This is a genomic window from Bradyrhizobium sp. SZCCHNR1043 (assembly GCF_032489675.1).
In the GTDB taxonomy this organism is placed as follows: Bacteria; Pseudomonadota; Alphaproteobacteria; order Rhizobiales; family Xanthobacteraceae; genus Bradyrhizobium.
Window position 1 is genome coordinate 89,015 of sequence record NZ_JAUEYN010000014.1, and the last position, 18,125, is coordinate 107,139.

At 64.7% G+C, this 18,125-nt stretch carries 20 protein-coding genes; 12 read left to right on the forward strand and 8 right to left on the reverse strand.

What is annotated here, in order from left to right; all coding sequences use genetic code 11:
* Positions 1–75 precede the first annotated feature (75 nt).
* Both QX039_RS24140 and QX039_RS24145 read left to right on the forward strand, forming a co-directional pair.
* Positions 76–1,323: an acyl-CoA dehydrogenase gene (locus QX039_RS24140; protein ID WP_315734770.1), complete on the forward strand. Its 1,248-nt coding sequence runs from the start codon at positions 76–78 to the stop codon at positions 1,321–1,323.
* Positions 1,324–1,565: 242 nt separating this feature from the next.
* A complete protein-coding gene (locus tag QX039_RS24145; protein WP_315772681.1) occupies positions 1,566–2,213 on the forward strand; it encodes a nitroreductase in 648 nt (215 codons plus the stop codon).
* 632 nt (positions 2,214–2,845) lie between these two features.
* On the opposite strand, the gene QX039_RS24150 is transcribed toward QX039_RS24145, so the two are convergent.
* From QX039_RS24150 to QX039_RS24165, 4 genes are all read right to left on the reverse strand, one after another.
* A complete protein-coding gene (locus tag QX039_RS24150) occupies positions 2,846–3,529 on the reverse strand; it encodes an acyl-homoserine-lactone synthase (protein WP_315753569.1) in 684 nt (227 codons plus the stop codon).
* 82 nt (positions 3,530–3,611) lie between these two features.
* Positions 3,612–4,346 (reverse strand): LuxR family transcriptional regulator, encoded by a 735-nt coding sequence (locus QX039_RS24155; protein WP_315772646.1) that lies wholly within the window; start codon positions 4,344–4,346, stop codon positions 3,612–3,614.
* 157 nt (positions 4,347–4,503) lie between these two features.
* Positions 4,504–5,298: an enoyl-CoA hydratase/isomerase family protein gene (locus QX039_RS24160; protein WP_315772645.1), complete on the reverse strand. Its 795-nt coding sequence runs from the start codon at positions 5,296–5,298 to the stop codon at positions 4,504–4,506.
* A complete protein-coding gene (locus QX039_RS24165; RefSeq protein ID WP_315772643.1) occupies positions 5,295–6,407 on the reverse strand; it encodes a cyclic nucleotide-gated ion channel in 1,113 nt (370 codons plus the stop codon). Before QX039_RS24165 ends, QX039_RS24160 begins: the two co-directional genes overlap by 4 nt.
* 293 nt (positions 6,408–6,700) lie before the next feature.
* Between QX039_RS24165 and QX039_RS24170 the strand changes: the two genes are divergently transcribed.
* From QX039_RS24170 to QX039_RS24185, 4 genes are all read left to right on the forward strand, one after another.
* Entirely contained in the window at positions 6,701–7,369 is a 669-nt protein-coding gene (locus QX039_RS24170) for a cyclic nucleotide-binding domain-containing protein (protein ID WP_315713745.1), read from the forward strand.
* A 19-nt stretch (positions 7,370–7,388) separates the two neighbouring features.
* On the forward strand, positions 7,389–8,270 hold the full coding sequence (locus QX039_RS24175; RefSeq protein WP_315772641.1) for a DUF6537 domain-containing protein: 882 nt from the start codon (positions 7,389–7,391) through the stop codon (positions 8,268–8,270).
* Positions 8,271–8,564: 294 nt separating this feature from the next.
* Entirely contained in the window at positions 8,565–8,915 is a 351-nt protein-coding gene (locus QX039_RS24180) for a DUF3307 domain-containing protein (RefSeq protein WP_315735691.1), read from the forward strand.
* Between the two features lie 134 nt (positions 8,916–9,049).
* Complete coding sequence (locus QX039_RS24185) at positions 9,050–9,442, forward strand: hypothetical protein (RefSeq protein WP_315735689.1); 393 nt, start codon at positions 9,050–9,052, stop codon at positions 9,440–9,442.
* A 24-nt stretch (positions 9,443–9,466) separates the two neighbouring features.
* Here QX039_RS24185 and QX039_RS24190 read toward each other — a convergent pair whose 3' ends face one another.
* The gene (locus QX039_RS24190; RefSeq protein ID WP_315734757.1) at positions 9,467–9,787 is read right to left on the reverse strand and encodes a YkgJ family cysteine cluster protein; all 321 of its coding nucleotides are present in this window, start codon (positions 9,785–9,787) and stop codon (positions 9,467–9,469) included.
* The gene (locus QX039_RS24195; protein WP_315734755.1) at positions 9,780–10,478 is read right to left on the reverse strand and encodes a YafY family protein; all 699 of its coding nucleotides are present in this window, start codon (positions 10,476–10,478) and stop codon (positions 9,780–9,782) included. Before QX039_RS24195 ends, QX039_RS24190 begins: the two co-directional genes overlap by 8 nt.
* Before the next feature lie 218 nt (positions 10,479–10,696).
* Between QX039_RS24195 and QX039_RS24200 the strand changes: the two genes are divergently transcribed.
* On the forward strand, positions 10,697–11,425 hold the full coding sequence (locus QX039_RS24200; protein ID WP_315734752.1) for a glutathione S-transferase family protein: 729 nt from the start codon (positions 10,697–10,699) through the stop codon (positions 11,423–11,425).
* A gap of 195 nt (positions 11,426–11,620) precedes the next feature.
* Here QX039_RS24200 and QX039_RS24205 read toward each other — a convergent pair whose 3' ends face one another.
* The gene (locus QX039_RS24205; RefSeq protein WP_315772639.1) at positions 11,621–12,253 is read right to left on the reverse strand and encodes a pyridoxamine 5'-phosphate oxidase family protein; all 633 of its coding nucleotides are present in this window, start codon (positions 12,251–12,253) and stop codon (positions 11,621–11,623) included.
* 120 nt (positions 12,254–12,373) lie between these two features.
* Here QX039_RS24205 and QX039_RS24210 point away from each other — a divergent pair, with 120 nt between their 5' ends.
* Positions 12,374–13,258, forward strand: coding sequence for a LysR family transcriptional regulator (locus QX039_RS24210; protein ID WP_315772638.1), 885 nt, complete (start codon positions 12,374–12,376; stop codon positions 13,256–13,258).
* A gap of 225 nt (positions 13,259–13,483) precedes the next feature.
* Here the strand turns inward: QX039_RS24210 and QX039_RS24215 are convergent, their stop codons facing one another.
* Positions 13,484–13,897, reverse strand: a complete 414-nt coding sequence (locus QX039_RS24215) for a PaaI family thioesterase (protein WP_315772637.1) — start codon at positions 13,895–13,897, stop codon at positions 13,484–13,486.
* Between the two features lie 411 nt (positions 13,898–14,308).
* Between QX039_RS24215 and QX039_RS24220 the strand changes: the two genes are divergently transcribed.
* The 4 genes from QX039_RS24220 to QX039_RS24235 all read left to right on the forward strand — a co-directional run bounded on the left by QX039_RS24220 (position 14,309) and on the right by QX039_RS24235 (position 17,860).
* Positions 14,309–15,325: a TRAP transporter substrate-binding protein gene (locus QX039_RS24220; protein ID WP_315772636.1), complete on the forward strand. Its 1,017-nt coding sequence runs from the start codon at positions 14,309–14,311 to the stop codon at positions 15,323–15,325.
* 220 nt (positions 15,326–15,545) lie between these two features.
* Positions 15,546–16,055 carry a TRAP transporter small permease gene (locus tag QX039_RS24225; protein WP_315753543.1) on the forward strand — a complete coding sequence of 170 codons (510 nt, stop codon included), beginning with the start codon at positions 15,546–15,548 and terminating at the stop codon, positions 16,053–16,055.
* A 6-nt stretch (positions 16,056–16,061) separates the two neighbouring features.
* Entirely contained in the window at positions 16,062–17,381 is a 1,320-nt protein-coding gene (locus tag QX039_RS24230; protein ID WP_315734739.1) for a TRAP transporter permease, read from the forward strand.
* Positions 17,381–17,860, forward strand: a complete 480-nt coding sequence (locus tag QX039_RS24235; protein ID WP_315734737.1) for a DUF3237 domain-containing protein — start codon at positions 17,381–17,383, stop codon at positions 17,858–17,860. Before QX039_RS24230 ends, QX039_RS24235 begins: the two co-directional genes overlap by 1 nt.
* Positions 17,861–18,125 lie beyond the last annotated feature (265 nt).

Sequence of the window (18,125 nt, forward strand, 5' to 3'; positions counted from 1 at the left end):
TCGTACAACGCTGATCAAGTGGCGGGTTACGCCTTCGGCCAACCCGCCCTACGCATCGGGAGTGAGGGTTAGACCATGAACTTCGACGACACCCCGCAGGAAGCCGCCTTTCGCGACACCGCGCGCGCCTGGGTCGCGGCCAACGCGCCGAAGGAGCTGGAGGAGGAGCTGGCGAGCTCCTCGCTCGGGCGTATCCGGCTCAAGCATGCCGACATCGTCGAGGTCGGCAAGGCCTGGCAGAAGAAGAAGTCCGATGCCGGTTGGGCCTGCCTGCACTGGCCGAAGGAGTATGGCGGCCGCGGTGCGACGCCGATCGAGCGCGTGATCTGGCAGCAGGAGGAGGGCGTGTACGGCAAGCTGACGCAGCCGTTCCAGATCGGCGAGGGCATGTGCGGCCCGACCGTGATGGCCTATGGCAGCGAAGAGCACAAGCGGCGCTATCTGCCCAAGCTCGCCTCCGGCGAGGAGATCTGGTGCCAGCTGTTCTCCGAGCCGGCGGGCGGCTCCGACGTCGCGGGTCTGCGCACCCGCGCCGAGAAGCGCGGCGACGACTGGCTCATCAACGGTCAGAAGATCTGGACGTCGGGCGCGCACTACTCGGATTACGGCCTGCTGATCACGCGCACCGATCCCAACGTGCCCAAGCACAAGGGCCTGACGATGTTCTTCCTGGACATGAAGAGCCCGGGCGTCGAGGTCCGCCCGATCAAGCAGGCCAATGGGATGCAGGAGTTCAACGAGGTCTATTTCACCGACGTGGTGATCCCGGACAGCCAGCGGCTCGGCGCGGTCGGCGACGGCTGGAACGTGTCGCTGACCACCTTGATGAACGAGCGCATGTCGATCGGCGCGCGGCTCGCCACCGGCTTCCCGGAGATGTTCGAGTTCTGCGCCAATCTGATGACCGAGAGCGGACTCGCCATCGACGATCGCGCCACGCGCTCGAAACTGGCGTCGTGGGCGGTCAAGGCCAGCGGGCTGAAATACACGAGCTATCGCGCGATCTCGGCGCTGTCCAAGGGCGAGCGGCCGGGACCTGAGAATTCCATCGGCAAGCTGGTCGCCGGCGTCATGCTGCAGGATATCGCAACCTACGCGATGGATCTCGAAGGCGGCGCCGGCGTGCTGACCGGCGCGGACGAGGCGGTGACGCAGGGCCAGTTTCAGCAGATGCTGCTGACCTCGCCCTCGATGCGCATCGCCGGCGGCACCGACGAGATCCTGCGCAACATCATCGCCGAGCGCGTGCTCGGCCTGCCCGGCGATATCCGTGTCGACAAGGACGTGCCGTTCAACAAGGTGCCGACCAAGGGGCGGAGCTAATCCCACGGCATCACGACGACTGTCATTCCGGGGCAAGGCCGTAGGCCCTGAACCCGGAATCTCGATGTCGGCTTGGGTTTATTCTGAACAATGTCGAGATTCCGGGGGCGGCCGCCCCGGAATGACGGGGTGTGGAGGGCGAGCACAACGCGAGCGCCTCCGATCGAACTGTACGGAAGGTTGTCATGTCATCAGCGGCGCCAAAGTCAGAGCAAGATCCCATCACCATTCTCGAAGAGCTGATGGCCGCGCGCTTCTCCTGCCGCAGCTTCCGCGCGGAGCCCGTGCCGCGCGCCACCATCGAGCGCATCCTGGCGGCGGCGCAGAAAACCGCGTCATGGTGCAACAGCCAGCCCTGGCTGGTCGAGATCACGTCGGGCCCGGCGACTGAGGCTTTCCGGAAGGTGATGTATGCGGCGGCCTCCAGCGGCAAGCCGGCGTCAGGCGACTTCCCGTTTCCGCGCGAATACACCGGCGTCTATCTGGACCGGCGGCGCGAGAGTGGATTCCAGCTCTACAACGCGCTCGACATCCCGCGCGGCGACAAGGCCGGCTATGCCCGGCAGGCGCTGGAGAACTACAACTTCTTTGGCGCGCCGCATGTGGCGATCATCCACAGCGACGAGGCGCTCGGCACCTACGGCGCGATCGACTGCGGTGGCTACGTCACGAGCTTCATGCTGGCGGCGCAGGCGCTCGGCATCGCCACCGTGCCGCAGGCGGCGCTGGCATTTCATTCCGACGTGGTGCGGCAGCATTTCGGATTAGGTGACGACCGCAAGGTGGTCTGCGGCATCTCGTTCGGTTATCCCGATCTCGGTCACAAGGCGAACTCCTACCGCACCAGCCGCGCCGCGGTTGCCGAGACGGTCCGTTTTCACGACGAATAACTTCGCGTCCGTAAGTCGTGCGTGCGTATTTGTTGCCGGCGGAGTTCCGTTTTGCGGGACTCCGGACGGGGCAAGACGACCCACGAGTCCCTTTTTGTAAACCGAGTTTGCTGAACAGGGAGCAGCTCGGGCGGCGGTGCCATGATTTTGCCGAGCTGTCGTCCACGTTCGGCGAGCGCGTTTCGGCAACGATGCTCGCGCTCTCCTGCCCGACCTTCACATCGAAAGCCGCTCTGAAATCAACAGTTTGTCCGCGATCCGCCAATCGAGGCTCACTGCTGCAGGGACCGGAGGGGTGGCAAGGGTCGGTGCAGGAGCGCTAGTGGTTGCTGTTGCCCGATTTGGGCGCGCATTTTTCCCTGAGCTCGTGGGCTTCAAGCAATGATATTGACAAAATCCTCTCCAACATTTTGAGTTGCATTGCCCGAGCGTCAACGATGCAAAATTGTAGTAGCTCGATGATCTTCTCGATTGAAGGTTCAGTCACGGCTCAAAACCTGAAGTGTCAGCGATGGATTCCATGAATACGCCCTCCAACCTTTACGTCCTCGAGGTGGATGAGGCGACGCTCCTTGGTCACCGCCTCTTGAAGGCTTTCCATAAGCTCAGGCTGAAGCGGCACCGGGAACAGCTCATTGCGCTGGCTGAGCGGCTCGTGGAAGATGAAGAAAGATATCCGGCAGGGCCTGGCGGCTGACGTCTTCGAGTCCTTGCCACGTCAGCGTCGGCCGCGTCAGGCCGATCTGCTTGCAGAGTGACTTCCACGTCGTTTCATCGCAGTCGACGAGCACGGCCATTACCGACATCCCATCCATCATGTGAGGTACGCCGAGCGGCCGCGCCTTCCAGCCGCACTTCTCGAACCGCGGCAGCCACCAGGTTTCGAGCACGATCGAAAAGCCGGTCAACCCGATCGAGATGCCGTACTCCATGATCGCAGTCAGCAGCAGCATGTCGATCCGCGGGCCCGCATGCTCGCCGCGGCGCTCGGGGATCACGAAGATGCGCGACAGCTCGTAGACGTCGGGGCGCTGGATCGTGCCGCGCAGATTCAGATACGGGAAGATGTCGCTCATCAGCGTCGGCATCAGCGTTGGCACCGCGCGCATCGAGCCGATCAACTGGCCGTTGTCGATGCAGAACAGATAGACCGAATCCTCGGTGTCGAACTGATCGATCTCGCGCCCGTCGGGACGATCGAGCGCCATCCACTTGCGCTGCTTGACGTAGATCTCGTGGCGCAGCCGGTAATACGGATCGAAATATTTCTCGTACAGAGCGCGATTATCTTTTCGAACGACATGAATCTCAGGCATCGAAACCCCCGGTCGTCTGAATCAAATTGGGGTTTGCAGATTGCCGATGCGCTCGAATTGATCCAGTGGGAGAAACGACAGATCAGATCGATATCTCGCCGTTGACAAGAGCGGTCGCGACCGTCGCCGTCTTGTTCTTGGTTGCTAGCTTGCGCTGTGCTTCTTCCAGATGCCACCGGACGTTGCGTTCGGAGACACCGAGGATGCGCGCCGTCTCCCACGCGGTCTTGCCGCGCGCCGCCCAGCTCAGCACCTCGGCCTCGATTCGCGACAGGCGTCGGCTCTGGTTGCTCGCGGCGGAGCGCGCCAATGCGCGCAGCCTGCTGTGCGTGAAGATGCTGATCAGGTGCAGCGCGCCCCGCGCGTCGGGGGCGAGATTCGGATTTTCGCCTGCAAGGCTGACGGCGCCCACGGCATCGTCGTAGTGAATGGGAACGCAGAAGCCTTCGTTCAACCGGAAGTCCTTCGCGCGCATCATCACCTCATGCGCGCCGGGCTCGTCCTCGCGGTTGTAGGGCACCTCCGTCCATGCGAATGGATTCAATGTCGAGATGCAGTGCCGCGGAATCGGATCGCAGCGGTGGAATTGCTCGCGCGCATACATGTCGAACCATTCCCGCGGCCAGCCGTTGGCGAGAATGGTCTGCTGCAGCGATTGGCCCGAGGTCGGCACGCCGGCCATGATGTAGGCGTGAAAGCCCAGGTCGCTGATCATCTTCTCGAACTGGGAGAGCACGCTTGCGCTGGTCTTCGACGCCTCGATCGCATCGACGTACTCCAGAGCTCGTCGTCCCCAATACGCGTCCATCACTTGCATGTGAAAGTCTCCGCCCGCGGTTCAAGCTAGCCACGGACAAAAAGCTGTCAACCGCAAATTGGAGATTTAGGTCGATAGTTCGTTGAGCGTGTGTCAGAACACCGGCTGGATACAGACGTTTGCATGCAAAATTTATCAGTTCGGAGCGCAGCTGCGCTCAGAATCTTGGCATTCTCTTCTCTGCAAACGATTTCACGCCTTCGCGGATCTCGGCTCCGCTCATGCTGTCCTGATGCCTGCGGCGAGCGGCCGCATCGTCGAGGGCTCCGCGGGCAAATTCGTTGATGGCGCGCTTCATGCCGCGCATGGCCGACGGAGCGTTGCCGGCCAGAATGGCCGCCAGCCGGTCGACCTCCGCATCGAGCGCATCGGCCGCCACCAAGCCGGTGAGATAGCCGATGCGCAGCATCTCAGCCGCGTTGATCTTCTCCGCCGTCAGGAACAGACGCTTCGCATTGTCGATGCCGAGACGGGACACGTAGCGCTTGATGCCGTTGGGGTAGTAGTGCAGCCCGAGCCGCGCCGCCGGCATGAACATCTCGCTCGTATCGACCCCGATCCGGAAATCGCAGGCCAGCGCCAGATCGGTCGAACCGCCATAGACCCCGCCGTTGAGCCGGCAGATCGTCGGCAGAGCGAGGTCCTCCAGCCGGTCGACGACCTCCTCGAATGCCGGGCTGGAAGCCTCGGCTGTATCCGCCGGCGTTGTGCCGATGGCGCCAAGGTCGAAGCCGGCGCTGAAGGCGCGTCCGGTGCCGGTCAGGACCAGCACGCGCAAGGCCGGGTCGGCCTCGACCTGGTCGAACAGCGCCAGCAGCGCGCCGAGATCCTCCGGCTGCAGCCGGTTGAGATGGCGCGGACGGTTGAGCCGAATGGTGGCGCGGGCGCCGTCGATGATCAGGAGCGGCTTGCTCGGCGCGTCATCGGCCTGGGAGGTCCGTCCGGTCGTCATGTCCTGTTCTCCATGGTTCGGCGCTTGGCCTCGGCATCGATGCTCTGCGCCAGATCGGGGTGGCGTGCCATCAGCACGCGGAAATCGACGAGGTCGAGGACCAGCAGCTTCGACAGCCCGGTCGTGCTGATGTCGGCCGAGCGCAGGTTGTTCCCGAGCAGCGCCATCTCGCCGAAGAACGCGCCCTCGCCGAGCCGGACCTTCTTGCCGGGAAGGTCGACCTCGACCTCGCCGGAGGCGATGAAATACATGCAGTCGCCCGGCTCGCCCTTGCGGATCACGGTGGCGCGCGGCGGCAGGTCGATGGTGCGCAGCATCTGCGCAACGTCGGCGATCGTGGAGGGCCCGAGGCTGGCGAAGAACGGTACCCTGCTGACCGATTTCCAGGTCTTCAGAAAGTTGTCGCGCCGGGTTTCCGCGGCGAAGGCGGTGGCCAGGATGCCGGTCCACAGGCCGAACACGCCGAGGCCGGAGATCATCACCGTGGCGGCGACCACCCGCCCGAGCGGCGTGATCGGCACCACGTCGCCATAGCCCGTGGTGGTGAGGGTCGCGACGGCCCACCATAGCGCGGACGGGATGGTGCCGAAGGTGGCCGGCTGCTCGTCGTGCTTGAGCGCGTATTCGGCGACCGATCCGAGAAACAGCACCAGCAGGAACAGCACCAGCACCGACAGCAGCGGGCGTGCTTCGACCACGAGCACCCGGCGGAGCTGGCGCAGGCCCGGGACGCCGGGGATCACCTTGAGCACCCAGATGACCGCCAGCAGCCACGCGGTGCGTACCTCCATGCCCGAGACCAGCGCGACCGGAACGGCAAGGCCGGAGAGCGTGTCCAGCAGCCCCCGGCCCGACATCAGGTAGGCGGCGGCGCGCTGCGCCCGCGCCGCCTGCTGAACCCGAACGGCCCATTCGACGACGAAAAAGACAAGGCATCCCCACAGCAGGGCGATGATCCAGCGCCGTCCAGCTTCGTAGGCCGGGTCCATCGTCAACAGCACCGTGGCGCTCATGCCGAGCGCCACGGCCACATGGGCCGCTCTGGTCATGTTGCGCCCGGCCAACGCGGTGACGAATGCCGCCAGGGCAGGGTGCTGCGGTTTGGTCATGGGCGGCGGGCGTCAGTCGCTGGTCTCAGAGCCGCAGGAGATCGCGGCGGCGTCAAGGTGCCCCGATCGGGGAAATCCCGTCAACGATGCGGGTCGGTCGGTTGGGCAGCGTCATCCGGCAGGTCCAGCCGTTCTACTTCGAGCGGGGAATTTTTCCGTGCCGGCTCAAATACCGGTTCAAACGTCGTCTGATCGCCGTATATCAGAGGTCGGCATGGACACGCTAAATTAGCCAAAAGGAGGCCGGAACCGAGCGTCCGCCCTCCCGCGTCCCAAGAGTCTGGTTGATCCCGATGGATACCTCACACCTGGTCGAACATGCGGGCGCCGCCGGCAGCCTCTTCGCCTCGATCTTCGTGGTCGCCACGCTGTCGATGCGGACGATGATTCCGCTGCGGGTTTTCGCCATCCTCACCAACATCGTCCTGATCGCGACTGCGGTGCCGATGCACAACTATCCGGTCCTGATCCTGCACGGGGTGCTGCTGCCGCTCAACAGCTACCGGCTCCACCAGATGCTGCAGCTGGTCCGCGACGTGAAGCAGTCGGTCAACAGCGACCTCTCCATGGAATGGCTGAAGCCGTTCATGACCGAGCGCAAATGCGGTCCCGGCGAGGTGCTGTTCTACAAGGACGAGAAGGCCGACAGCATGTACTACATCGTCAGCGGCCGCTTCCGCCTGGTCGAATCCGGTATCGAGCTGCCGGTCGGTGCGATCGTCGGCGAGTTCGGCATGATCTCGCCGTCCAATACGCGCACGCAGACACTGGAATGCGTCGAGGGCGGCCTGATCCTGTCGGTCTCCTACGACCAGGTCGAGCAGCTCTACGTCCAGAACCCCGCCTTCGCCTTCTACTTCCTGCGCCTCGCCAGCGCCCGGCTGTTCCAGAACATCGAAACGCTCGAGCGGCGTCTGGCGCAACAGACCACCGCGCCGGCGCCCGTCGCCAAGCCGGCGTGATCCGGGAGCCTGAAGCCCAGTGAAAAGCGTCCGGTCCTCGCTGCGATATCTCTTCGCCGACGTCATCGGCGGCGACGATGGCGAGCCGCCTTTTCTGCCTCAGGGCCTTCCTGACGCCGCCGTGCCGGCGGTGAGCGATGGCATCCATCTGCTGATGGAGTATCAGGGCGCGAGCTACGCGCAGCTCTATGTCGATCGCATCAAGCGGTTCGTGCGCAGATCGAACGTCGATGCCGGCATGCTGTCCGAGATCGCGCAACTGCTGGCCGCCCGCATGGCCTATGAGGATCCGATCCGGATCGCCCAGCTCAGATTGATCAGCCTCGACATGGGGCGGCGCCCGGGGGGGCGCGAGAGCGACGACGTCAGGAGGTTCCGCCTCGACGAGCTGATCGGTGCGCTGCCGCAAGCCGTGGCGGAATCGTTGCTGGCAGTCTTCGAGCAGATCGGCTGGCTGGGTCGGCGCCGGGTCAAGGTCCGCTTTTCGGTCCGATCGCGGTTGGCCATTCGCCGCCTCAAGCTGATGGCCGGCCTGCGGCGCTGGCGGCTGCAGTCGGTGCGCTATGGCGAGGAGCGCGCCTGGGCCGAGCGGTGGCTGCACATGATCGCGCGCGCGCTGGACAAGCAGCCTGCGGCGGCGCCCGCCGTGATCGCGACGGCGACCATGATCCAGGGGCAGGGCGACGGCTACCGGCAGGGTCTCGCCGATTGGCATGCCATCATCGATGGCCTGGCCAAGCCCACCTTCGATGGCGTCCTGCCGATCTCGGATCTTGCCTCCGCCATCGCCGAGGCGCGCGCCGTTGCGCTGGCAGAGCCGGGACAGGGGGCGCTGAAGCGGACCATCGCGCAGATCCGGGCGAGGGCGCTCTCAGTGCCGAAGGCCAACGCCGCGGAATGACGCCGCCGCAGCGACGGTTGCCGCGGCGTGGGTAACCTTACCCCCGGCGGGATTGCCGCGAAGGGTAGCAGGGTGCGATTTGAAGTTCCCTTTCGCGTGCAATTCGCTACCGGAGATGTCATAAGCGTCGCATACGCGTCGAATTGGCCGGGTATTCTCATCAGATTGCGCTGAACGCCTCCAGTTCCCCGTGCGTCCAAGGTTGGGTTCCAAGGGTCAGTCGTAGCGAGAGCGTCAGCTTTGTCTTTTCCCTCTTTGTCGTCGCAGGTTCCGGTTGGTGCGCTGGTCGGCTGGATGCTGCTGCTGACCTTCAAGCACATCATTGGCGACTTCGTGCTGCAGAACGCCTGGATGGCCTATGGCAAGGACCAGCGGAAGGGCTGGGCGCTGCCGCTGTTGGTGCACTGCCTGATCCATCTCGCCGTCGCCATGGTCCTGATCCTGATCGTCGCGCCGAGATTCTGGTTCGTCGCCGTGATCGACTTCGCCATTCACATCACCATCGATCGCCTGAAGGGCATCTGCTCATCGCGGTTCGGCATGAATACCGAGCACCCCTGGTTCTGGACCCTGATCGGCGTCGATCAGGCGCTGCATCACCTCACCGGCTTCGGGCTCTCGATCTTCATGGCCGCGAACGGCTGAGCCCGGCCACGGCGCGTCTCGGCGCACCGGCCGCGGCAGCCCCCGTGTCAAGCCGGGGGTGGGACGACCGTTCGGTTTGGTTAACCGACCGTTAGCGATTCGCGCTGCATCGTCGCGGCATGGCAATCAAACCGATGCTTCAAAGCCGCGATGCGTTCGAGAGCGATTCGTGCCCGGTCGGCGACGAGCTTCTCGGCGAGCTCTACCGTGCCGACGCCAACGGGCTGCCCGCGCTGGTCGAGAGCGTGTCCGCCGATGTGAGGGCCATGCTGGCGCTGTTCTGCTACAGGCGCACGCATCTTCACCCGCTGGCGCTTGCGATTGCATCCACCTGCAGCGAGCAGGACCTGTCGCAGTTCGGCGGCCGGGTCGGATCGGCGCTGTATGCGCAATCCCGCGGGGGCCGGGCGGGTCCGGCCAGCACGACCTCGAGCCGCAAGCCGATCTCGCTGTCGACCAAGCCGCTCTCGGTGATGAAGCCGTTCGAGGACGATCTCGACGACAGCCCCGAGCCGGTCATGGCCTGACTTCCCGTCTTCCTCGCCTTTGGCTCAGGCGAGCACTTGCAGCCCGAACTTGCGTCGGGCCATCGCGCATTCGGCGTCACCGGGCATGCAGGTCCGGCACACCTCGGGGCGGATCGCGTAGATCCGGCACGCGACGGAACGCGCGATTTCGCCATCGAGCGCGCAGCAGCGGTCGCCGTCGCAGCGCATGCCCGACAGCCGCTCGTTGACCAGCTCCGCCGGGATGAGGTCGAGCGCGGCATCTTCCTCGATGGTGAAGCGCGGCCAGTTCGACGAATACGCGCAGCACGCGCCGCAGCTCTGACAGGGGCTGACGTCAAGGTCATCGGGCATCGGTTCAGACATCCTTGGGAACCTCCCACACCAGGCTGCGCCGCCATTTGGCGCGCAGCGCCTCGCGCCTTTCCGGATATTTGTCGTCGAGATAGTCCGCCTCGACGACACGGTCGGTCCTGAAGCTGCGGAAGTCGTGGCGCAGCTCGCACCAGGCAGCGAGGATGCGGACCGCGTCGTGATAGCCGATCGCGATCGGCCAGATCACGCGCTCGCTGTCGCGGCCCTGCTCGTCGCGATAGCGCAACCTGATCTTGCGGCCCTCGTGGATCTGCGAGCGTGTGCGCGCCATGTCGATGTGGTCCGGCTCGCGCATCCACGGCCGCGGGGCGCGACTCGCCGGCTCCAGCACGAACGGCCGCAGCCGCTCCGGCACGGTGTCGGCGATCTTGGCCATCAGGTCCTCCGCCGCGCGCGCCAGCACCGGGTCGGCATTGACCGCGACCCATTGCGCCCCGAGCACCGCCGCCTCGATCTCGTCCGGCGTCAGCATCAAGGGCGGCAGATCGAAACCTTTCTCCAGGATGTAGCCCATGCCGGCCTCGCCGCGGATCGGCACGCGCTGGCCGATCAGCGTGGCGATGTCGCGATAGATCGTGCGCTTCGAGGTCTCGAGCTCGGCCGCGATCGCATCCGCCGTCAAGGGGCGGCGCGTGCGTCTCAGCACCTGGATGATCTGGAATAGCCGGTCGGCGCGTCTCATGGTGTGTCCTGCATGGGCGAGCACCCCCGCCGATGCTGACAGGATGCTGGCAGCAGCCCGCCTTTATACCGGGTCAACAACGAGATTGAAGGGGTGATGTCGATGATGATGTTTTATGGCCTTGGCCTTGCCACCACGCTACTGCCGCTGCTGACACCATGGTGGCAGCAGCATGCTCGTAGCGTCCGGCGTCTGCTCAGGAAGTCGGGAGTGCTGTCATGATCACATTGTTCGGTTTGGGCGCGGGCTTCGGCCTGCCGGAGATCAGCCCCTTCGTCACCAAGACGGAGGTGCAATTGAAGATGGCGGGCCTCGCTTTTCGGAAGCAGCGGGCGATGCCGCCGGCCTCGCCGAAGGGGCAACTGCCCTTCATCGACGACGGCGGCGAGCTGATTGCCGATTCGACCTTCATCCGCGCCCATGTCGAGCGCAAATATGGCTTCGACTTCGATCATGGACTCGACGTGCGCGCGCGGGCGCAGGCCTGGGGGTTCGAGCGCATGATCGAGCATCACCTGTATTTCGCGCTGGTCGGAGCGCGCTGGGTCGATCCGGTCAACTTCGCCAAGGGGCCGGCGCATTTCTTCGACGGCGTGCCAGCCGACAAGCGCGAGAAGCTGCGCGAGGACGCGCAGTTTCGCGTCGCCGAGAACTACCTGATCTCCGGGCTCGGCCGCCATGCGCCGGATGAGGACGTCGATCTCGCAGCGCGCTCGCTGCGCGCGCTGTCGGTGCAGCTCGGCGACCGGCCCTATCTGATGGGCGACCGTCCGTGCGGCACCGATGCGACGGCGTTCGCCGTCATCGCCGGCATTCTCACCCCGTTCTTCGAATCTGAGCTGCGCCGGCGCACCGAAGGCTTTGCCAACCTCGTCGCCTATGCCGACCGGATGATGGCGCAATATTACCCCGAGTTCGAGTGGGGCGGGGCAGCCGAGGCGGCGTGAGCTGATCAGTCGAGTCCCACTCACCGTCATTCCGGGGCAAGGCCGCAGGCCTTGAACCCGGAATCTTGATGTCGTCTTGCGTTCGTTGTTAACAATCTCGAGATTCCGGGGTTCAATCGCCAGTGCGCCGCTGCGCACTGGCGGTTGCCCCGGAATGACTAACAAGCCAAAGGCGCGGCCCGCAGCGCGCAGGACCTAGGCGGAGGGCTTGCTCTCGCCCTTCAACTTCGCCAGCTCGGCCTCGAGCTCCGCGATGCGAGCATCGCGAACCGCCAGCGCTTCCGCGACGTCGGCCGCGTCGAACTTCTGCGGGATGTGCTGCGGGCAGTTGGTGTCCCACGCGCTGATCGTGAACAGGATGACGTGCTCGGGCCGCGCCTTGTAGCCCCTCGGCATCAGCGAGGCCGTCAGCGCGGCATCGTCCTCCACCACCCGCGCCGTCCCCCAGATCTTCACCCGGCGGCGATGCGCGTAGTCCATGATGAAGATGTAGGCGTGCGGGTTCTCCGACAGATTGCCCTGGGTGATATATTGCCGGTTGCCGCTGAAGTCGGCGAAGGCCAGCGTGTGGCTGTCCAGCACCTTGAGAAAGCCCTTCGGTCCGCCGCGGTGCTGGATGTAGGGCTGGCCGTCGGCCGAGGCGGTCGCGAGATAGAAGCTCGTGGCCTCGGCGAGGCGGCCGGCGAGATCGGCGTCGACCGCGTGGCGAAAGCCGCGGCTCTGCTCCACATGCGCGTAGCTCTCGCGCGACCCCTTGCGCGTCTGGATCGCCTTCACGGCGGGTGAGAACATGACATCGCCCGGTGCCTCGATGGATGTCTGGGTCATCGCAATGACTCCTTGTCGCTGCGGCAGTGACTGCCGCCATCCCGTCAATATGGTCCCAATCCCCCCGGGAAATAATCTGGCCAGTTGACATTGGATCGTTGCAGATGTTGCAATAATCCCATGGACCGCATCGACGCCATGCAGGCTTTCGTCACCGTCGCCGAGCTGAATGGCTTCGCGCCGGCGGCGCGCCGGCTCAAGCTGTCGCCATCGGCGGTCACCCGTTTGGTCGCCGCGCTCGAATCGCATCTTGGCGTCCGCCTGCTCCAACGGACGACGCGCTCGGTGACGCTGACCGATTCCGGACGACGCTATCTCGAACGCGCTGGCCGCATTCTGGCCGATCTGGCAGAGGCGGAGCGCGCCGCGGAGAGCGAGCGCCTGCAGCCGGTGGGGCGGTTGGTGGTCTCGGCGCCCGTCGGCTTCGGCCGGCTCCATGTCGGTCCTATCATGGCTGCGTATCTGAGCCGCTATGCCGAGGTCGCGGCCGAGCTGCGCCTCGAGGACCGCCAGATCAATCTGGTGGAGGACGGCGTCGACTGTGCCGTTCGTATCGGCCATCTCGGCGATTCGTCGCTCGTGGCCCGCCAGGTCGGCAGCATGCGCCGGATCGTGGTCGGCGCTCCCGCCTACTTCAAGGTCCATGGTGAGCCGCGGACGCCCGAGGCGCTGGCGAAGCACCAGACCATCCAGTTCGGCCCGTCCGACGAATGGCGCTTCGTCAAGGACGGCAGGGAGCTGCGGATTGCGGTCAGCCCGCGGCTTGTCACCAACAATGCCGACGCAGCGATCCAGTATGCCGAGGCGGGCGGCGGCGTGACACGGGTGATGGCCTATCAGGCAGCGGACATGCTGCGCGGCGGCCGCCTCAAGCGGGTGCTGGCGAAATACGAGCCGCCGCCACTCCCCATCCACATCGTGTTTCCGAGCTCCCGCCTGCTCTCCGCCAAAGTGCGCGCCTTCATCGACCTAGTGACCACGACCTGCGACTGGCGCTTCGGCTGAAAGCGACTACAACGCAACAACCCCCCGTCATTCCGGGGCAAGGCCGAAGGCCTTGAACCCGGAATCCCGATGTTGTCTTGCCTCTGTTCTTCATCACCTCGAGATTCCGGGTTCAATCGACAACGCGCAGATGCGCGTTGCCGATTGCCCCGGAATGACGAGTCGATGCGATTGCGCCGACCTTGGTGCGACACTGGTCTTGATGCGAAGGCCCGGCGGTTTCGATCACTCCTTCTTCGGCACCACCCGGAAGGTCGCGTTCGCACGCGCGATCACGGCGTCATCGGCCAGCACCAGGCTCTGCACGAAGCAGACGGTGCGCCCGCTCTTGATGACGTCGCTCTCGACGCTGAGCCACTGCCCGGTCCCAGCGCTGCCGATGTAGTCCACCGCGAGGTTGATCGTCACCAGCGACGCCTCCCAGCCAAGCGCCTGGGCGCAGCTATAGCCCATCGCATTGTCGGCCAGCGATGCGATCAGCCCGCCATGGATCAGCCCGCGCGAATTGGTGTGCGGCGTGGCAAGCCGCAGGCCGAGGATGACGGCCTTGTCGGTTTTCTTGGCGTAGAGCGGCTCCCAGGGATCGGTGAACGGGCTCTTGCGGAAATGCGGTTCGAATCCGGCGGGGATGCTGCTCATGCGTGTCTCGATCGTTGCTGGCAATGTCCGCAGTCAACGACATCAGCGCGGATTTTGCACCGCCTACAAAGTTTCAAACGCCTTTTGCGCGGGCGTTTGACGCGTTGCGCATCGGATGCACGGGATGGGCCGCGCGCGATGTCGCCGGGCGTCCGGTGCGGCCCTGCGGCAATTTCGTGGTGCGATACTCCCGCCGTACAATTTCGGGTGCAGGCGAGATCCTTAACGTGTTAATGAAATGGCCATGTGCCTGCAACTTTCGTCTGCCAGACTTGCGCTGGCGGGCGCTATAGGCTCCGCTTGGCGCGTGCACTGGTGACCAACCTGCCGCCGTGCTTGCAATGATGCTTATATGCTATAACAATGAAGCAAAGGGCCCTCGAAGGCCCAGTGATGGAGGAGACGATCCCGATGAGGAAGACGCTTCTGGCGTTGGCTCTGGCCGCCGGTGTGACCCCCGCGCTTGCGCAGGACAAGACATTCGAATTGAAGATCTCGCACTGGGTGCCGGCGAGCCATCCGCTGCAGAAGGCGCTGGAGGACTGGGCCGCGTCGGTGGAGAAGGCCTCGGGTGGCACCATCAAGGGCAAGGTGTTCCCGGCCCAGCAGCTCGGCAAGGCCTTCGATCATTACGACATGGCGCGCGACGGCATCGCTGATGTCACTTATGTGAATCCCGGCTATCAGCCTGGCCGTTTCCCGATCATCGGCGCCGGCGAGTTGCCGTTCCTGATTTCCGACGCCAAGGGTGGCTCGGAAGGTTTGGACGCGTGGTATCGCAAATATGCCGAGAAGGAGATGAAGGACGTCAAGTACTGCCTCGCCTTCGTCCACACGCCGTCGGCTTTCCACACCCGCACCAAGAAGGTCGTCGTGCCCGAGGACGTCAAGGGCATGAAGATCCGCCCGGCCGATGCCACGATCGCCAATTTCGTCACCCTGCTCGGCGGCACCAACGTGCAGTCGTCGGCACCGGAAGTGCGCGACATCATCGAGCGCGGCGTCGCCGATGGCGTCACCTTTCCGGCGGGCTCGCTGGTGCTGTTCGGCGTCGACAAGGTCACGAAGTACCACATGGATGCGCCGTTCTACGTGACGACCTTCGTCTTCGTCATGAACAAGGACAAGTACAACCAGATGTCGGCGACGCAGAAGAAGGCGATCGACGACAATTGCAACACGGAAGCCGCCGGCAAGGTCGGCGAGCCCTGGGGCAAGTTCGAGGACGCCGGCGTCGACAAGATCAAGGCCGAGTCCGGCCAGGAGGTCTACAAGCTGTCGCCGGAGCAGACCGCCTTGTGGAAAAAGGCCTCCGAGCCGCTGTTCAAGACCTGGGCCGATGGCGTCAAGAAGACCGGCGTCGACGCCGAGGCCGCCATGACCGAGCTGAAGGCCTCGCTCGCCAAGTACAAGGCGCTGGCGCAGTAGCGATCGAGATCATCGCAGATGCTGCGCCTCCCGCCTCATTCCGATGGATGCGGCAACAGGCGCGCCCTCGACGCGTGCTCCTCACCCCAACCCTCTCCCCGCATCCGCCTTCGCTCTTCGAGCTACGGCGGACAAGAGCGGGGCGAGGGGGCCCACCGCCTGCTGAGCAACAGCTCGCGCTCAATCTTCAGGTTTACGACTAAGATCAAACGGGGACGCCATGCAGCGCGCCTTCATGGACCGGATCATCGACGGGATCGAGTGGATCGCCGCGTTCTTCGTCGGCATCGTCGCGCTCGACATCTTCTTGTCGGTGCTGCTCCGCAACACGCTGAACTATTCGATCCCCGATTCCTTCGACATCGGGCGGATGCTGCTCGGCATCCTGATCTTCTGGGGCATTGCCGCGACATCGTACCGCGGCACCCACATCACGGTGGACCTCATCTGGGGCAATGTCGGCCCGCGCTATCAGCGCTGGATCGACATCTTCGCAACGCTGGTGCTGCTGTTCGTCGTCACGGTGCAGACCTGGACCCTGTTCGACAAGGTGCGCGGCACCTATGAGGACAACGTCCTCACCTTCGATCTGCACATGCCGACCTGGCCGTTCTTCGCCATCGCCTGGATCGGCGATGTTTCGGCGGTGCTCCTGATCGCGATCCGGACCTATCGCCTGATTTTCCACCCCGAGGAGATTCATGACCCTCAAGTCAAGCCCACGGAGTAGCGCCGCATGAGCACGGATGCGGTTGCCGTCATCGGCTTCGTTGCGCTGTTTGCGCTGATGCTGCTGCGCGTGCCGGTGGGCATGGCGATGGGACTCGTCGGCGTGTCGGGCTTCGCCTATCTCGTCAACGGCACGGCCGCGTTGAAGCTGGTCGGCCAGACCTCGATGCGCACGGTCACGGACTACACGTTCGGCGTGATCCCGATGTTCCTGCTGATGGGAACGTTCGTGTCCAACTCGGGCATGAGCCGCGAGCTGTTCCGCGCCGCCAACGGCTTCGTCGGCCATCTGCGCGGCGGGCTCGGCATCGCCACGGTCGCGGCCTGCGGCGGCTTCGCCGCGATCTGCGGCTCGTCGGTGGCGACCGCCGCGACGTTCTCGGCCGTGGCCTATCCGGAGATGCGCCGCTTCGGCTATCCGCAATCCTTCGCCACCGGCGTCATCGCCGCCGGCGGCACGCTCGGCGCGATGCTGCCGCCCTCCACCGTGCTCGCCGTCTACGGCATCATCACCGAGCAGGACATCGGCAAGCTGTTCATCGCCGGCATCATCCCCGGCCTGCTCGCCATGACCATGTACATGATCACCATCACGGTGATCGGCCGCGTCCGGCCGGATTTCCTGCCCAAGGGCGAGGCGCTGCCCTGGAGCGAGCGTATCAAGGGCCTCAAGGGCATCTGGGCGCCGATGCTGCTGTTCCTGTTCGTGATCGGCGGCCTCTACGGTCTCCCCTTCCTGCCGCGCTTCACGCCGACCGAGGCCGGCGGCGTCGGCGCCACCGGCGCGTTCCTGATCGGCGTGTTCACGGGACGGCTGAACAAGGACAAGATCCTGGCCTCGCTGCTGCAGGCCACGCGCACCGCGGCGGCCGTGTTCACGGTGCTGATCGGCGCCTTGATCTTCGGCTACTTCCTGACGGTGACGCAGACGCCGCAGAAGGTGACCGAATTCCTCACCGGTCTAGGCCTCGGGCCCTACGGGGTGCTGGCGCTGATCATGGTGATGTATCTCGTCCTCGGCTGCCTGATGGACGCGATGGCGATGATCATCCTGACCGTGCCGATCATCTTCCCCGTCATCTCCCATCTCGGCTTCGATCCGATCTGGTTCGGCGTTATCATTGTGATGACCGTCGAGCTCGGCCTGATCCATCCGCCGGTCGGCATGAACGTGTTCGTGATCAAGAGCGTGGTGAAGGACGTGTCGTTCTCGACGATCTTCAAGGGCGTGCTGCCGTTCGTCGCGACCGACCTGATCCGGCTGGTGATCCTGATCGCCTTCCCGCTGCTCGCCACCTGGCTGCCGCAACAGATGATGAACCGCTGATGACAGCGCCCATCCTCGACACCCGCTACGTCTTCACCCTCACCGTCATGATCGGCGAGGTGACCTCCGCCGGCGAGACCGGCATCGGCGTGCGCCGGATCATTCCGATCCATGGCGGCGAGGTGAAGGGGCCGGGCCTCGCGGGTGAAGGCATCAGCGGCAAAATCTGCAACTTCGGTGCCGACTTCCAGATCATCCGTCCCAACGAGCTGATCGATCTCGAAGCGAAGTATGCGTTCGAGACCGACGATGGCGCCACCATCTACGTCGAGAACCGCGGCATCCGCTTCGGGCCGGTCGAGCTGCTGCAGAAGCTCAAGCGCGGCGAGCCTGTCGATCCCAAGCTGATCTACTTCCGCACCCACCCGCGGTTCGAGACAGGCCATCAGAAATATCGCTGGCTGACGGAGCGCATCTTCGTCGGCTCCGCCGCGCGGCATCTGGACCGCGTCATCGTCGACGTGCACATGGTGTCGTAGGCGACGCTCTGCCGTGGAAGGACTGTGGGCCGCTCTTCTGTGCGGCGCGATCACGTACGGGGTGGCGCCGCTTGGGGCCTCATGGTTCGAGACGCGCCGCGAGCGGCGCTCCTCACCATGAGGGTTGAGATCTCGCGACGAAATCAGCCCTCGTCCTGAGGAGCCCGCCGGAGGCGGGCGTCTCGAAGGACGGTGGAGGGCACACTGCCGCTGCACGCGATCGTTAAATGCGATCGCCCCCCTCTTGCGGAAGAGGGGGGCTGAG

Bases quoted from the DNA above. Each gene is read 5' to 3' on its own strand.
- QX039_RS24190 (WP_315734757.1), bottom strand. From the start codon at position 9,787: ATGTCTGAACCGATGCCCGATGACCTTGACGTCAGCCCCTGTCAGAGC.
- QX039_RS24235 (WP_315734737.1), top strand. From the start codon at position 17,381: ATGACAGCGCCCATCCTCGACACCCGCTACGTCTTCACCCTCACCGTC.
- QX039_RS24185 (WP_315735689.1), top strand. From the start codon at position 9,050: ATGCTTCAAAGCCGCGATGCGTTCGAGAGCGATTCGTGCCCGGTCGGC.
- QX039_RS24215 (WP_315772637.1), bottom strand. From the start codon at position 13,897: ATGAGCAGCATCCCCGCCGGATTCGAACCGCATTTCCGCAAGAGCCCG.
- QX039_RS24210 (WP_315772638.1), top strand. From the start codon at position 12,374: ATGGACCGCATCGACGCCATGCAGGCTTTCGTCACCGTCGCCGAGCTG.
- QX039_RS24140 (WP_315734770.1), top strand. From the start codon at position 76: ATGAACTTCGACGACACCCCGCAGGAAGCCGCCTTTCGCGACACCGCG.
- QX039_RS24230 (WP_315734739.1), top strand. From the start codon at position 16,062: ATGAGCACGGATGCGGTTGCCGTCATCGGCTTCGTTGCGCTGTTTGCG.
- QX039_RS24220 (WP_315772636.1), top strand. From the start codon at position 14,309: ATGAGGAAGACGCTTCTGGCGTTGGCTCTGGCCGCCGGTGTGACCCCC.
- QX039_RS24205 (WP_315772639.1), bottom strand. From the start codon at position 12,253: ATGACCCAGACATCCATCGAGGCACCGGGCGATGTCATGTTCTCACCC.
- QX039_RS24155 (WP_315772646.1), bottom strand. From the start codon at position 4,346: ATGCAAGTGATGGACGCGTATTGGGGACGACGAGCTCTGGAGTACGTC.
- QX039_RS24195 (WP_315734755.1), bottom strand. From the start codon at position 10,478: ATGAGACGCGCCGACCGGCTATTCCAGATCATCCAGGTGCTGAGACGC.
- QX039_RS24145 (WP_315772681.1), top strand. From the start codon at position 1,566: ATGGCCGCGCGCTTCTCCTGCCGCAGCTTCCGCGCGGAGCCCGTGCCG.
- QX039_RS24225 (WP_315753543.1), top strand. From the start codon at position 15,546: ATGCAGCGCGCCTTCATGGACCGGATCATCGACGGGATCGAGTGGATC.
- QX039_RS24165 (WP_315772643.1), bottom strand. From the start codon at position 6,407: ATGACCAAACCGCAGCACCCTGCCCTGGCGGCATTCGTCACCGCGTTG.
- QX039_RS24160 (WP_315772645.1), bottom strand. From the start codon at position 5,298: ATGACGACCGGACGGACCTCCCAGGCCGATGACGCGCCGAGCAAGCCG.
- QX039_RS24200 (WP_315734752.1), top strand. From the start codon at position 10,697: ATGATCACATTGTTCGGTTTGGGCGCGGGCTTCGGCCTGCCGGAGATC.
- QX039_RS24150 (WP_315753569.1), bottom strand. From the start codon at position 3,529: ATGCCTGAGATTCATGTCGTTCGAAAAGATAATCGCGCTCTGTACGAG.
- QX039_RS24180 (WP_315735691.1), top strand. From the start codon at position 8,565: ATGCTGCTGCTGACCTTCAAGCACATCATTGGCGACTTCGTGCTGCAG.
- QX039_RS24170 (WP_315713745.1), top strand. From the start codon at position 6,701: ATGGATACCTCACACCTGGTCGAACATGCGGGCGCCGCCGGCAGCCTC.